Origin of the sequence: Bacillus sp. 5mfcol3.1 (assembly GCF_900114335.1) — a bacterium.
GTDB lineage: Bacteria > Bacillota > Bacilli > Bacillales > Bacillaceae_G > Bacillus_A > Bacillus_A thuringiensis_S.
Genome location: NZ_FOST01000005.1, coordinates 43,815 through 57,197 on the forward strand (window position 1 = coordinate 43,815; position 13,383 = coordinate 57,197).

Genomic DNA, 13,383 nt, shown 5'->3' on the forward strand with positions numbered 1-13,383 from the left:
TTTTCTATTTGTGCAGTTAGCAATTAATACGACAAAATATGACAAGAAAGAGTAAAGCGTTTTGTTATGATACATATGAAATATTGTCTTATGTGGAGGAAAGAGTATGTTAAAAAAGGTGAGTCAAATTGTTTTAATTTTTGGCATAGCTTTTAGTTTAAGTGCTTGCACTGAGACTAAAGATAGTAATGAAAGTAAACAAGAAGATGTTCAAGATAAAGTGTATAAAATAGGGGAGACAGTAGACGTAGATGGTTTGCAAGTAACTATCGATTCAGTTGAATTAGGATATCCGGATTATGATGAGGATAAAAAGAAAGAAGAGATTTTGGGGGTTATTTTCAAAGTGGAAAATAATAGTAAAAAGGAAATACCTTTTGCATTTTATGAATTTGAGATTACCGATAAGAAAGGTACAAGATTTAAAGAATATAATAACCCTGATAGCTTTATTAGTAAAAAGTTAGCACCAGATGAAAAAATTCAAGATATCATGCTATTTGACGTAGCGAAAGAAAATACGTATATCGCTACATATAGACCGGAGTTTACGCATGAAAATAGAACGATAAAATTTGAATTGAAACCAAATAAATAAAGAAACACATTGGATTATCCAATGTGTTTCTTTATGGTAATAAATTTAAAACGCCCAGTTACCTTTACGGAAGATAGGCTCATGTCTGCCATCAGCAGTAATACCGTCAATATCAAGCTCAGCTGATCCAATCATGAAGTCGTTGTGTGTGATACTAGCGTTTGCGCCGTTTTCAGCAAGTTCTTCTTTAGACATTGTTTTTCCGCCAACTAAGTTAAATGCATAAGCATTTCCGATTGCAAGGTGGCAAGATGCATTTTCGTCAAATAGTGTATTGTAGAATAAAACATTTGTGTTTGAAATTGGTGAGTCATGAGGTACTAAAGCTACTTCTCCTAAGAAGTGAGAACCTTCATCTGTTTCTACTAAATGTTTTAAAGCTTCTTCACCAGCTTCAGCTTTATAGTCTACGATACGCCCGTTTTCAAATGTTAACGTGAAATTATCGATAATATTACCTGCAAATACTAACGGTTTTGTACTAGAAACTTGGCCGTTTACACCTGTTTTAAGTGGCATTGTAAATACTTCTTCAGTTGGAATATTAGCCATAAATGGTACGTTCTTTTCATTTAAGCTACCAGCACCAGCCCATACATGTTTTTCTGGAAGTTCGATTGTTAAATCTGTTCCAGGACCTGTATAGTGAAGAGCTTTATAATGCTTTTCGTTTAAGTAATCCACTTTTGTATGTAATGTTTCATCATGTTCTTTCCATGCTTCTACAGGATTTTCTAAATCAGCACGAGTAGCTTTGAAAATAGCATCCCATAACTTTGCTTCTTGTTCTTCTGGCGCTACGTCAGGGAATACTTTCGCAGCCCATTCTTTCGTAGGAACAGAAATGACACACCAACTTACTTTATCTGCTTGTACGTAATCACGGTATACTTTCATTGCTTCTCCAGCTACTTTATGAGCTGTTGCAATACGCGATGCTTCTACACCTTTTAATAAATCAGGGTTTTCTGCATAGATAGACATAAATGCAGCGCCTTCTTTTGCTAATTCTTCACGAGCATGTGCTTTCCAAGATGGAAATTCAGCGAAAGCTTCTTCAGGAGCTAGATCGAACTTTAAGCGTGTTAACGTCTCATCATTCCAATCTACATATACGTGTTTTGCACCAGATTTATATGCTTTTTCTGTAACGAGGCGTACAAATTGTACAGCTTCAAGAGGTGCACTAATTGATAAAGTTTGTCCAGGTTGAATATTAACACCAACATTAACTGCAAGAGCAGCATATTTCTCTAACGTTTGTTCAAATGACATATGTATAATCTCCTTTAATTTGAAAGATTTCTTACTATATATAATACAAGAAAATTCTAAAAATATATATAAATATAAAGTAAAAAGAGAGCTCAAAATGTATTGAGCCCTTATATTTACTTAATTGAAGAAGCAAACTGCTCTACAGTCGTTGTATGGTGTATACGAACGCGCTTCATCTTTAACAATTCATCAGGTTCACCCTTCGTAATGAATTGCCCAGGCTTTGTCGTCGTCGCAAATTGATAATACTTCTTCGTTTCTGTAACAACCTTATCATCTACATGACCGAATGGATAAGCAATCGCGATAACAGGCTTACCTGTTATTTTTTCTAGTTTTTCTTTTGAACCTTTTAACTCTTCCTCATAGTTTGTAATTTTCGGTAAGTCTGCATGTGTTGCAGTATGAGATTGCACCGAGAAAATGCCGGAATCAACCATTTCTTTTATTTCAGAAGTAGACAATGCTCCTTCTACATCGACGTTATCAACAATCATATATTCTGTTGCTGCCGGTTTAAAAGTATCATCTTTTAGCTTTTGTAAAACGCGAAATGCATTCATATTATTTTTCATACCGTCATCAAATGTAACGAAAATCGGCTTATTTACTTTATTTATATCGCCCCAGCGTTCAAACGTTAACAGCGTATAACCATTGTCCTTTAAATGTTTCATTTGTGCTTCAAAGTTAGCTGGTGATACGAATAAGTCTTTAATACCTTGACCATGATAATCATCAATTGCGTGATACATAAGAACAGGAAACTTTTGTTCGAAAGTAATAGTAGATTTCGTAAGCGGGATTGTTTTCCCATCTTCTTTCATTCCTGTTGCTTCAATTTGGAACTCACCGCGTTTTCCTTCAAATTCCTTTATATCAAAAGGAAGTGTGAATTGCTTCTCTTTTTCTTTAGAAGAAAAAGATTTAGCACTTTCCTTGCCATCAGCTGTGCGCCAAATTTTATATTGTACTTCATTTAAAGAATCTTTTATGTCTGTAATATGAATACTTGTGTTTGTAGATTCGTGTGTAACTGCATTATATGAGATTTTACCTTGTTTTTGCACAGTCTCTTCTTGTTTCTTAATCCCTTGAGCCGTTTTCTCTTTTTTAGGTTCTAGACTTACATTGTTAGTATTACAGCCTGCTAGAATGGCAGACGTACATAAAGCAATTGCTGCGTATTTTCTCATGAAAATCACCTTCTATTGTGTAGTATGTTGCATATTGACATTAAAATCCCCACCGCTATAAGAGTGGTGGGGATATACCCTTGTTCATCATATCATTTGAAGAAAATGAGGGGAATATGATTTTTAGGAGGCTATTAAGGTAATAGATTAGTGACTTTGAATAGATGTATTTTTTTGTTTCTTATTAGAATTAATAATGATATAACCGACTACAAAGATAAGAGGAATAATGAAGACATAGATAGGCATTCCCCATACATAATAGCTTTTCAGCGTTAAGACTAGTAAATGTAAGAAATCGAAAATTGCGTGGGCTTTCATAATATCCTCCGATGTTTTTTTTTTTTTGAAAATTATAACATTTTAAACTTGTTATTTGTATAATTTGGAAAGTAATTTAAGCTAATTTTAAAGTAAGAAGAAGACTTATTGATATGCAATTTTGCATACAGATATGGATTTTATTAAAATATAAAGATTTTATACTATAATAAAAACCCCTATAAAACTAAGTAAGAATAATGTATGGAGTGGAGAATAGAAATGAAATATAAAAAAATAATATATATCTTTTTCATATCACTATTTATAGTTGGTTGCCAAAGTGAAGTGAGTAAAGCGAATAGTGTGGAAGAGTATATTCCATCGCATCTTATGAATGCGGAAGTAACGGCGGATATCATGACACTAGAGATGGATCGTGATACACGTAAAAAAGTAGAGGTTATTACTAAAAAGATGAGTGATCATGTGAAGAATGATAAAGAGTGGTACGTAAACTACATATCAGGGCATATAGATAAACAGGTGAAGCCGTATCATCCTAACTTTGGTATTACAGAAGAAGAATATCACTTTTTTAGAAACGCCGTTGAGAATAGTAGTTTATCTAATACAAGTGATGGAAAACTTCAATTTAAGCAAAAAAGTAACCATGAAATTGAAATTGTTTCAAGTAGAAACCTAGAACTATTCCAGCATCTGGTAATTGATACAGAGAAGAATATAATAAAAACTTCTTTTGGAGAATGTCAGTATGTTGGAGAAATAAAGCCATCTTCAGAAAAAAGAATATTAGGTCGAGTAAATGGCAAACAATGGATGTTACAAAAAGAAAATTTAATCTATTTATTCTCTTTAGGAAAGCTTGAAGGAGAAGATAAATCTGTTATGGTTATTTCAGTAAAAGGCATACACGAAGGAAAACTTATTAGTAACGAGGAAGTAGTCGAATTCCGTTCGGTTTCATAAAGAATCAAAAAAATCACCTTACTTGTTAAAGTAAGGTGGTTTTTTATTAAATAAACAATCCAGCGATTGTCGCAGATAAAATAGAAGCAAGTGTTGATGCAAATAGCATTTTCCAACCAAATTTAGAAACAACGCTTCCTTGTTTTTCAGAAAGGGCACGGATTGTACCAACGATTGCACCAATTTGGCTAATACTTGCGAAGCTAATTAAGAATACTGTAACGATTCCAACTGTACGTGGAGCTAATGTTGTAGCTGTGTCTTTTAAATCAAGGATTGCTACAAACTCATTTAAAACAATCTTCGTACCCATAATACCACCAGCTGGGATAATATCTTGAGTTGGAATACCCATTAAGAATGCGAATGGAGAAAGTACGTAACCGAAGATTTGTTGTAAAGTAACAGCATGTCCCATTGCGCCTGAAGCTGCACTAATTACGTAGTTTACAACTTCCATCACACCGATAAAGGCGATCATTAATGCGGCAACGATACCAGCGACTTTTAAACCATCAAGTGCACCGTTAATCATTGCGCCGATAAAGCTGTCTCCGAATAGAGTTCTATCAAATTTCTGAATCACTTCATCTTCTTTTTTCGTATCAACTGGTGTTAATAACGAACAAACGATTAAGCTTGAGAATAAATTTAGCGGAAGAGCTGCTAGTACGTATTTTGCATCTAACATCATTACGTATGATGCTGTAACAGAAGCAGAAACGGAGCTCATCGCAGAACAACAAATGATAAACATACGATTTTTATTGAAATGCTGTAAATCGTTTTTAATAACGATTAACGCTTCACTTGAACCGAAGAATACAGAGTTTACTGCGTGGAATGATTCAACGCGTGGTAAACCAGTAATTTTTGAAATAGCACCGCCGACAACGCGAACGATGAATGGTAAAACACCTAAATAACTAAAGATTGAAAGTAGTGCTGAGAAAAATACGATAATTAATAATACGTTTAAGAAAAAGACAAAATCTCTGTGAATTCCATTAAAGAGAAAATCGACACCTGTCGTACCAAGTTTAATTAGTTTGTTGAAAACTTTACTAATGAAAATAATGATTTGTTGACCAACCTTTGTAGCAAACATAAACCAACCGATTAAAATTTGGAAACCAATCATAATTGCAATTGCACGGAAGTTGATTTTACTTTTGTTGTTTGACAAAGCAAAACATAAACCTAACACGGCAAGAATACCGATAATGCTCATTACATATTGCATGTAGTTGCCCCTTTCAGAAGTTCGTATAAAGTTTGTACATAAAATGCTCGTTATATTACTAAAAATAAAAGAACGAGGTTTTATGTCATACGTAAGATGTCTGACCTTTTAGAAAAATAAAAATAAAAAAAGACCCATATGGATTCACTTTCATCTATGAGAGAAAGCTAATCAATATGAGTCCTTTTTTGCGCATAGGCTAATATTCATTAGTTTTCCCCATAGTCCAGCAATTTAAGGTTGCCGGGTAGAAACTCTCGATCCATATTATCAAGTATATATGAGGTAACATCGTCCGTATTAAATTAGTAGTAGCGTAACATTAACAGAGAACTATCGTCAATAGCTTTTTTTCTTCCAATAGAAAAAGACCATATAAGTATGATAAAATGTAACGCAGTGTTATGAAAAAGAGAGGTCGGAAAATGAGTACTAAAATGACGCCACCAGTTGAGAAAAACGAGTTTATAGATGTAGTATTTGAAGATTTAACACATGATGGTGCCGGTGTTGCGAAAGTAAAGGGCTATCCTATTTTCGTTAAAAACGGATTACCAGGTGAAGAAGCGCAAATTAAAATTATTAAAGTGAAGAAAAACTTCGCATTTGGTCGTTTAATGAAGCTTCATACAGAAAGTCCATATCGTAAAGATGCAGAATGCCCAGTATATAACCAGTGCGGCGGTTGTCAGCTTCAGCATTTAACTTATGAAGGACAGTTACAAGCGAAAGAAAAACAAGTACGTGACGTTATGCAGCGTATCGGAGGACTAGGTGATGTTCCTGTTCATCCTGTACTTGGCATGAAGAACCCGTGGGTATATCGCAATAAAGCACAAGTACCAATCGGAGAACGTGAAGGCGGACTTGTAGCTGGTTTCTATCGCCAAGGAACGCATGACATCATTAATATGGAATCATGCTTAATTCAGGCAGAAGAAAACGATACATTAATTCAAGAAGTAAAACGTATTTGTGAAAAGCACGGTATCAATGCGTACAACGAAGAGCGTAACAAAGGAACACTTCGTCACGTAATGGCTCGTTACGGACAAGTAACAGGGGAAATTATGCTTGTCTTCATTACGCGTACAGCAGAATTGCCGAACAAAAAAGCAATCATTGAAGAAATTGCAGCGAAATTCCCAGAAGTAAAATCGATTGTTCAAAACGTAAATACGAAGCGTACGAATGTAATTTTCGGAGACAAAACTACAGTACTATACGGATCAGAATATATTTATGACTTTATCGGTGACATTAAATTTGCGATTTCAGCACGTTCATTCTATCAAGTAAACCCAGAACAAACGAAAGTGCTATACGATAAAACGTTAGAATACGCAAAATTAAATGGTAACGAAACAGTAATCGATGCCTATTGCGGAATCGGATCAATCTCGTTATTCCTAGCGCAAAAAGCGAAAAAAGTGTACGGCGTTGAAATCGTCCCAGAAGCAATCGAAGACGCAAACCGAAACGCAGCACTAAACAATATGACAAACGCTGAATTTGGCGTAGGAGAAGCAGAAGTAGTCATTCCAAAATGGTACAAAGAAGGCGTAATCGCCGACACAATGGTCGTAGACCCACCGCGTAAAGGCTGTGACGAAGCATTACTAAACACAATCATCGACATGAAGCCAAACCGCGTCGTATACGTATCGTGTAACCCAGCAACATTAGCACGTGACTTAAAAGTACTAGAAGAAGGTGGATATAAAACACAGGAAGTACAACCTGTTGATATGTTCCCGCATACGACGCATGTGGAGTGTGTGGCTTGGCTTAAGTTAGTATAATAGGAAAGCAGTTGATATAGAAAAAATCTATACCACCTGCTTTTTGGTTTACAAAAATACCATTCATAAGCGATTTTAGTTAAAATAAATATTGCTGATTTTCACAAATTATAAATTGAGATTTTGAAATTGTATTCATAGTGAGAGGATTTGAATTTGAAATGATAGATAATTTTTGGCGTGAATTACCACGACCATTTTTCGTACTTGCACCAATGGAAGATGTGACAGACGTTGTTTTCCGTCACGTAGTAAGTGAAGCAGGTCGTCCGGACGTATTCTTCACAGAGTTTACAAACTCGGATAGCTATTGCCATCCAGAAGGTATGAAAAGTGTACGTGGCCGTTTGATTTTTACAGAAGATGAACAACCGATGGTAGCACATATTTGGGGAGATAATCCTGAATACTTCCGTCAAATGAGTATCGGTATGGCAGAACTAGGATTTAAAGGCATCGATATTAATATGGGTTGCCCAGTACCGAATGTAGCATCAAGAGGAAAAGGCAGTGGTCTTATTCTACGTCCAGACGTTGCAGCAGAACTTATCCAAGCAGCAAAAGCGGGCGGACTACCTGTCAGCGTAAAAACAAGACTTGGCTTTAAAGAGTTAAGCGAGTGGGAAGATTGGTTAACGCACATTTTCAAACAAGATATTGCAAACCTTTCTATTCATTTACGCACAAGAGAGGAAATGAGCCAAGTAGATGCGCATTGGGAACTAATTCCGGAAATAAAAAAATTACGTGACCGCATTGCACCAAATACGTTAATAACAATCAATGGAGACATCCTTGATCGTAAAATGGGGCTGGAACTTGCTGAAAAATACGGCATTGATGGCGTAATGATCGGACGAGGCATCTTCAAAAATCCATTTGCTTTTGAAAAAGAGCCAAGAGAGCATAGCAGTAAAGAACATCTAGATCTTTTAAGACTACAACTTGATCTTCAAGATCAATACGCAGAAGTACTGCCACGCTCAATCACAGGGCTTCACCGCTTCTTCAAAATTTATGTAAAAGGCTTCCCTGGAGCTGCTGAATTGAGAAATCAATTGATGAGTACGAAATCTACTGATGAGGTGCGTGCTTTGTTGGATAGGTTTGAGGATAGTGTTGGTATGGCTCAGGATAGTGAGACGGTTTAACGCTCTGAAGATAGAGGAAAATGGACTGTATTAATTTGTGGGTAGTTATTTTATTTAGTTTTGAGTTTTTTTGTGAATGTAACTTTTTTTGTTGATACAGTCTGCTTGCTGAAAAAAGAAGTCTTTGAGAATATAATGAATAACGAATACTCGTAAGGAGAAAAATGACAAGAGCTGGAGTAGAGTACATTAGGCTCTATCGAGGTATGAAATGTAATCTGAATAATAGACAGAAATAAAAAATCTCTTTATTTGAGCATGGCCATCAAGTTAAGAAAATGTATGATTTTTATCTAAATAGGACCTCCTTACATGCAGAGTGCATGTAAGGAGGTCCTATTTTATGTTTAAATTAATTAATTTAACAGAGGAAAAAATAAATCTGAATTTCCGATTATAAAAATATTGTTTTTCGACTTCTTTCGACATAATTTATAAAGTTAATTATTTAGTATTGGTATGAAGATCTTTTGAATAATAGTTATTTTTAAATATTCGATAATAATTTTAGAGTACTGTGGAATTTTCTTCTGATTTGAAGATTTTTTCTTATAGGAGCTACCAGAATTTTTTTATTTTAATTGGAGGGAAATTATGAAGAAAGTATTAATAGCTTTACTTACAGCAGGATTAATTACATCGGGTTGTCAAAAATTAACAGAATCAGTACCAACAAAAGAAGTAAGCCAAAATGTTAAGCAAGATGAGAAGAAAATTATGACGAATGAGAGCAATGATATTTCGACTTCAAATTTAAGTGGAATAGCAATGTACCTAAAAAAAACTTATCGACTTGAAGATTTAGAGAGAACGCTTTCATCCCCAAGAACAAAAGAGGAAACTAGATGGTTATATGTAGATAATCATGCTAAATATACATTTGAAAGTGATGGGAAAATTATTAATCATATTAAGATTGAATTATTAGAGCCAAAAGATTTGAAGTATAAGGATGCCTTCAAATTATTAGGTCTTGATATTATGTTAGGTACTAAAATTGAATCAGAAGGCACTGAGGCGGAAGGGTATGCAAAATATGATGTTCGAGGAAATGATGCGGAAAGTGTGCAGATTGAGAAGTTTTCAGGGACTGGGGGCGGTAGCATATCTGTAAGTGTGGATGGGGCTTTCAAAAATAAAGAAGGTACTGTTTGGTTGGATTGTGACCGGGATGGTAATGTGAAATTTATTGAAATGAATTATAAGGGTAAGGCGGTAGGAAATGAAACAAGTGTTGCTAACGAGAAATTAGAACCCTTTGATGCAGAGGCAGGATCGGAAGTAGGAAAGAATATTGCAAATATAAAAGTTTATGATACGAAGGATTTACTTATTGAACAAACCGGATTAGCCCCATTTTTATTTCAAGCAACGCTGTATGATAATCCAAATATGTATTATACAGCTGATTTTCCGATAAAAGTTCGAGTTGATAATAAGTCTACGGTAGAAGAAGCTGTGAAAATCGGAAATGAAATTAACAATTTAGTGGTAAGTGCTGTAAATAAAAAGTTTCCACATAAAAATTTTAGAGTCAAAACGTACATTTATCATACAGAATTGGATTCATCAGGTAATTTTAATGCTACTACATCAAAAAAATTGAAAATAATAGAAAATTAATATGTGAAACTTTGGGGATTTGATTTTAATAATAGGGCAGGGAGAAATAAAATAATGAATTGTACAGCATGTAATAAGAAATTATTGAAAACAAATAAGTACTGTACTAGTTGTGGTACAGAGAGAATAAATTTGGATGAATCAGAAGAACTATTTGATAATGGAGAATTCCATAACGATATTACGCCCCAAAATAGAAATGATAAAAACATAAAATTAATAAGAATTGCAAAAAAATCTCCTTGGTACGTGTGGATAATTGGGATTGTGTTTATAGTTATATTAGTTAACGTTCTAATTCAAAATAATAGTCCACAAGAAACAGTAAAAGGCTTTTTTAAAGCTCTTGAATCAAGAGATTTAAACAAAGCAGGTGAGTATATACATCCGAGTCTCCCTTGGGATGTAGAAGCTGGAAAACGTATTGGAATTCCAAAAAATGCGTCAATAGATATATTGAATATAGAAGAAAGAAAAGTTGGAGATAGAGCAAAATTAAAAGTTACGATAGATATCTCTCCAAAACCTTTATACGGCCCTAATCCTGACAATATTACTATTGATTTGAAGAAAGTTGACGGAAAGTGGCTAATTTATGATATGCAATAGTCTCCTATATGGATAAAATTCATCGAAACCCATAAACTCTAGTTTGTATAGAAGAAATATAACAATGTAAGAGACGAGCAGTGTATTTGAGGAATCAATGCACTGCTTTTATAGTTAACAAATATAAAATAGAATGTAGATCTAATGAACTAAGAAAAAATGAACCGAAAAGTTACTGTAACCCTTCTATAGAATCAAATTATTGCTTGGATTGTAGTATAGCCTCTATAATCATAAATTTGGTTAAGACTACAAAACCTCCCCCTAAAATGTTAAAGTAGTAACTTAACGACATTAATTTACACATGCTAAAAGCATTACTATAATCAACATTTCAGGAGGAAACCCAATGGCAATGAGCAACAACGATATATTAAAAAGAGTAAGATACGCTTTAGATATAAAAGATATAGATATGGTGGAAATCTTTAAACTTGGCGGGATGGAAGTAACGAAAGAAGACGTAGTTGATATGCTTACAAAAATAAAGAGAGCTCCTCAGCATGAAGCTGAAAATGATGAGGTAGCTGAAGATGAGTACGTAAAAACATGCGATATGATGATGTTAGAGGCATTTTTAAATGGATTTATTACTTTAAAAAGAGGAAAGCAAGATCCGAAACCAGGGCAGCCTGCACCTGTACAGAGCAAGGAGAGTGCCAATAACCTTCTTCTAAAGAAAATGAAAATCGCACTATCTTTAACGAGTGAGGACGTACTTGATATATTAGATAGCGTGGGCGTTACGGTAACAAAAGGAGAGTTAGGCGCTCTATTAAGAAAAAAAGGTCATAAAAATTACAAAGAGTGCGGCGATAGATACGCAAGGAATTTCATTAAGGGATTAGGTGTAAAGTATAGAGGATAATGAGTTCGTTAAAGCAGTAAATGATATAATAGGTAGAGTAGGACGTTCGTATCCTACTCTTTTTTATTTGTAAAAATACTATGCTAGGTGATGAAATGGTACATACATATTTAGGCGAGACAATTAATTTTCATATAACTTATAAGAAGAAAAAGTCCGTGCGTCTTTTTGTGGATTCGTATGGAAATGTGGAAGTGCAGGCTCCGAAAGGGACACCTGTTGAATACTTAGTCCAGTTGCTAGAGGAAAAGTGGGATTGGATTCAGACAACCCGTAAGGAGATGGCTGAGCGAGCGCGTGGACCACAGGAAAAGGATTACGATCAAGGAGAAGGCTTTTTGTATTTAGGGAATACGTATCCGATACAGATTTCCCAAGATGTAAGCATTGAGCAAGACAATGCGATTTTTGAAGGTGATAAGTTACATATTTATGTGAAAGAGCTTAAGGATGAGAAAATACAACAAGCTTTAAAACGATTTTATTATAAGCAGTGTAAAACCTTAGTAGAGAAGAGCATTAAAGTGCATCAAAGTAACTTTAAGACAAAACCACGTTCTATTCGTATTACAGATAGTAGTCGTACTTGGGGTACTTGCGATTCGAATTTACAACTAACATTCAATTGGAAGCTAGCAATGGCACCACAGCGAGTAATTGACTATGTAGTCGTTCATGAAATGTGTCATATGGTTCATTTAAATCATGATCGATCTTTTTGGCGTCTTGTCGGGAAGATAATGCCTGATTATAAAGAAATGGAGAATTGGTTAGCGTTATCTAGTTGGAAGATGACAGTTTAGGAAGGGATATCGATTTTTGTCTGTAAATCGATATTTCTTGTCGAATCGTTGATATATTGTGAGTTTTGATAGATATATTTTAAAAATCGTTGATATATTGTAAGTTATGATAGATATATTCGAAAAATCGTTGATATATTGTAAGTTATGATAGATATATTCGAAAAATCGTTGATATAATTTCATTTACCACAGGATTGTTCAACAAATTGAAAAGAGAAGAGGTCACAGCAGACATCTCCTCTTTTCGAGTATATAGATTATCGTCCAAACTTCACAACAAAATCTCCATCCACTTTCTCCATCTCATACCCAAGATACCCCTCCGAAAGCAAAGCCTGCTGTCCACTAGCATCACTCATTAGAATACTTTGAACATCCGTCCAATCGCTTTCTTTACCTCCGCGCAATTTCTTCACAAAAACATATCGCAGACTACCACCATACTTCTCCTTCAGCGCAGCAATCTCCATCCCTTGCGCAAATTTATCCTTCAAACTCGGGATGTTAAAAGGAGCAACGGTGCAGCATACATAATCATATTTGCTATCTTCTTTTTGTAATTCGTCCATGATGACGTTTGCTAATATTTTTTGCATCCCATTTCCTCGACAGTTCGGATGAACGTTTGAGATTTCTTGATAGATGACGCGGTGTAGTTCATTTTCTGGCAAACCAATATTAAGCCCTAAATGTTCATCATCGATAGGCGGGACGAGTAGAGCGCGAAATGCGATGAGTTCGTTTTCGATAAAAGCACCGATCATCATGCCGTTTCCTTCTAGAATGTATTGAAATTCTGCTTGTGAGAGTGGTTGTAAACGACTTTTATCTTCTAGTGCTTCAACTACAATGTTTTGTAGTGATAAAATTTGTTCGATGTGCTCTAGTGATAGTAATGTAACGTGAAATGATTCGTTATTTTGTTTTAATGTTCCTTCGTATAGAACCGTCATATGAT

13 protein-coding genes and 1 riboswitch are annotated in these 13,383 nt (G+C 34.8%); of the genes, 8 read left to right on the forward strand and 5 right to left on the reverse strand.

From position 1 onward, the window contains the following. The first annotated feature begins 106 nt into the window (after nucleotides 1-106). The gene (locus BM089_RS22925) at nucleotides 107-598 is read left to right on the forward strand and encodes a DUF4352 domain-containing protein (RefSeq protein WP_000915102.1); all 492 of its coding nucleotides are present in this window, start codon (nucleotides 107-109) and stop codon (nucleotides 596-598) included. Between the two features lie 45 nt (nucleotides 599-643). On the opposite strand, the gene BM089_RS22930 is transcribed toward BM089_RS22925, so the two are convergent. The 3 genes from BM089_RS22930 to BM089_RS31200 form a co-directional block, all read right to left on the reverse strand. After that, the gene (locus BM089_RS22930) at nucleotides 644-1,873 is read right to left on the reverse strand and encodes an aminopeptidase (RefSeq protein WP_000007349.1); all 1,230 of its coding nucleotides are present in this window, start codon (nucleotides 1,871-1,873) and stop codon (nucleotides 644-646) included. A 116-nt stretch (nucleotides 1,874-1,989) separates the two neighbouring features. Continuing rightward, nucleotides 1,990-3,072 (reverse strand): polysaccharide deacetylase family protein, encoded by a 1,083-nt coding sequence (locus BM089_RS22935; protein WP_075719053.1) that lies wholly within the window; start codon nucleotides 3,070-3,072, stop codon nucleotides 1,990-1,992. A 147-nt stretch (nucleotides 3,073-3,219) separates the two neighbouring features. After that, nucleotides 3,220-3,393 (reverse strand): hypothetical protein, encoded by a 174-nt coding sequence (locus BM089_RS31200; RefSeq protein WP_000643592.1) that lies wholly within the window; start codon nucleotides 3,391-3,393, stop codon nucleotides 3,220-3,222. A 222-nt stretch (nucleotides 3,394-3,615) separates the two neighbouring features. Here BM089_RS31200 and BM089_RS22940 point away from each other — a divergent pair, with 222 nt between their 5' ends. After that, a complete protein-coding gene (locus tag BM089_RS22940) occupies nucleotides 3,616-4,323 on the forward strand; it encodes a hypothetical protein (RefSeq protein ID WP_075719055.1) in 708 nt (235 codons plus the stop codon). A gap of 46 nt (nucleotides 4,324-4,369) precedes the next feature. On the opposite strand, the gene BM089_RS22945 is transcribed toward BM089_RS22940, so the two are convergent. Continuing rightward, the gene (locus tag BM089_RS22945) at nucleotides 4,370-5,566 is read right to left on the reverse strand and encodes a NupC/NupG family nucleoside CNT transporter (protein WP_001200494.1); all 1,197 of its coding nucleotides are present in this window, start codon (nucleotides 5,564-5,566) and stop codon (nucleotides 4,370-4,372) included. A gap of 202 nt (nucleotides 5,567-5,768) precedes the next feature. Continuing rightward, nucleotides 5,769-5,870: riboswitch (purine riboswitch) on the reverse strand. Between the two features lie 121 nt (nucleotides 5,871-5,991). Between BM089_RS22945 and rlmD the strand changes: the two genes are divergently transcribed. From rlmD to BM089_RS22975, 6 genes are all read left to right on the forward strand, one after another. Further along, complete coding sequence (gene rlmD, locus BM089_RS22950) at nucleotides 5,992-7,368, forward strand: 23S rRNA (uracil(1939)-C(5))-methyltransferase RlmD (RefSeq protein WP_078401480.1); 1,377 nt, start codon at nucleotides 5,992-5,994, stop codon at nucleotides 7,366-7,368. A 161-nt stretch (nucleotides 7,369-7,529) separates the two neighbouring features. Continuing rightward, a complete protein-coding gene (locus tag BM089_RS22955) occupies nucleotides 7,530-8,519 on the forward strand; it encodes a tRNA dihydrouridine synthase (RefSeq protein WP_090978176.1) in 990 nt (329 codons plus the stop codon). A gap of 594 nt (nucleotides 8,520-9,113) precedes the next feature. Beyond that, the gene (locus BM089_RS22960; protein ID WP_090978178.1) at nucleotides 9,114-10,142 is read left to right on the forward strand and encodes a hypothetical protein; all 1,029 of its coding nucleotides are present in this window, start codon (nucleotides 9,114-9,116) and stop codon (nucleotides 10,140-10,142) included. A gap of 54 nt (nucleotides 10,143-10,196) precedes the next feature. After that, nucleotides 10,197-10,751 (forward strand): zinc ribbon domain-containing protein, encoded by a 555-nt coding sequence (locus tag BM089_RS22965; RefSeq protein WP_000995851.1) that lies wholly within the window; start codon nucleotides 10,197-10,199, stop codon nucleotides 10,749-10,751. A gap of 349 nt (nucleotides 10,752-11,100) precedes the next feature. Then, nucleotides 11,101-11,619 carry a YehS family protein gene (locus BM089_RS22970; protein WP_001251702.1) on the forward strand — a complete coding sequence of 173 codons (519 nt, stop codon included), beginning with the start codon at nucleotides 11,101-11,103 and terminating at the stop codon, nucleotides 11,617-11,619. A 95-nt stretch (nucleotides 11,620-11,714) separates the two neighbouring features. Further along, the gene (locus BM089_RS22975) at nucleotides 11,715-12,422 is read left to right on the forward strand and encodes a M48 family metallopeptidase (protein ID WP_000233764.1); all 708 of its coding nucleotides are present in this window, start codon (nucleotides 11,715-11,717) and stop codon (nucleotides 12,420-12,422) included. A gap of 260 nt (nucleotides 12,423-12,682) precedes the next feature. On the opposite strand, the gene BM089_RS22985 is transcribed toward BM089_RS22975, so the two are convergent. Then, nucleotides 12,683-13,378 (reverse strand): N-acetyltransferase, encoded by a 696-nt coding sequence (locus BM089_RS22985; RefSeq protein ID WP_090978180.1) that lies wholly within the window; start codon nucleotides 13,376-13,378, stop codon nucleotides 12,683-12,685. Nucleotides 13,379-13,383: the final 5 nt, after the last annotated feature.

Coding starts and splice junctions, on each gene's coding strand:
- BM089_RS31200 (WP_000643592.1), bottom strand. CDS start 3,393: ATGAAAGCCCACGCAATTTTCGATTTCTTACATTTACTAGTCTTAACG.
- BM089_RS22960 (WP_090978178.1), top strand. CDS start 9,114: ATGAAGAAAGTATTAATAGCTTTACTTACAGCAGGATTAATTACATCG.
- BM089_RS22955 (WP_090978176.1), top strand. CDS start 7,530: ATGATAGATAATTTTTGGCGTGAATTACCACGACCATTTTTCGTACTT.
- BM089_RS22940 (WP_075719055.1), top strand. CDS start 3,616: ATGAAATATAAAAAAATAATATATATCTTTTTCATATCACTATTTATA.
- BM089_RS22975 (WP_000233764.1), top strand. CDS start 11,715: ATGGTACATACATATTTAGGCGAGACAATTAATTTTCATATAACTTAT.
- BM089_RS22985 (WP_090978180.1), bottom strand. CDS start 13,378: ATGACGGTTCTATACGAAGGAACATTAAAACAAAATAACGAATCATTT.
- BM089_RS22925 (WP_000915102.1), top strand. CDS start 107: ATGTTAAAAAAGGTGAGTCAAATTGTTTTAATTTTTGGCATAGCTTTT.
- BM089_RS22965 (WP_000995851.1), top strand. CDS start 10,197: ATGAATTGTACAGCATGTAATAAGAAATTATTGAAAACAAATAAGTAC.
- BM089_RS22970 (WP_001251702.1), top strand. CDS start 11,101: ATGGCAATGAGCAACAACGATATATTAAAAAGAGTAAGATACGCTTTA.
- rlmD (WP_078401480.1), top strand. CDS start 5,992: ATGAGTACTAAAATGACGCCACCAGTTGAGAAAAACGAGTTTATAGAT.
- BM089_RS22935 (WP_075719053.1), bottom strand. CDS start 3,072: ATGAGAAAATACGCAGCAATTGCTTTATGTACGTCTGCCATTCTAGCA.
- BM089_RS22945 (WP_001200494.1), bottom strand. CDS start 5,566: ATGCAATATGTAATGAGCATTATCGGTATTCTTGCCGTGTTAGGTTTA.
- BM089_RS22930 (WP_000007349.1), bottom strand. CDS start 1,873: ATGTCATTTGAACAAACGTTAGAGAAATATGCTGCTCTTGCAGTTAAT.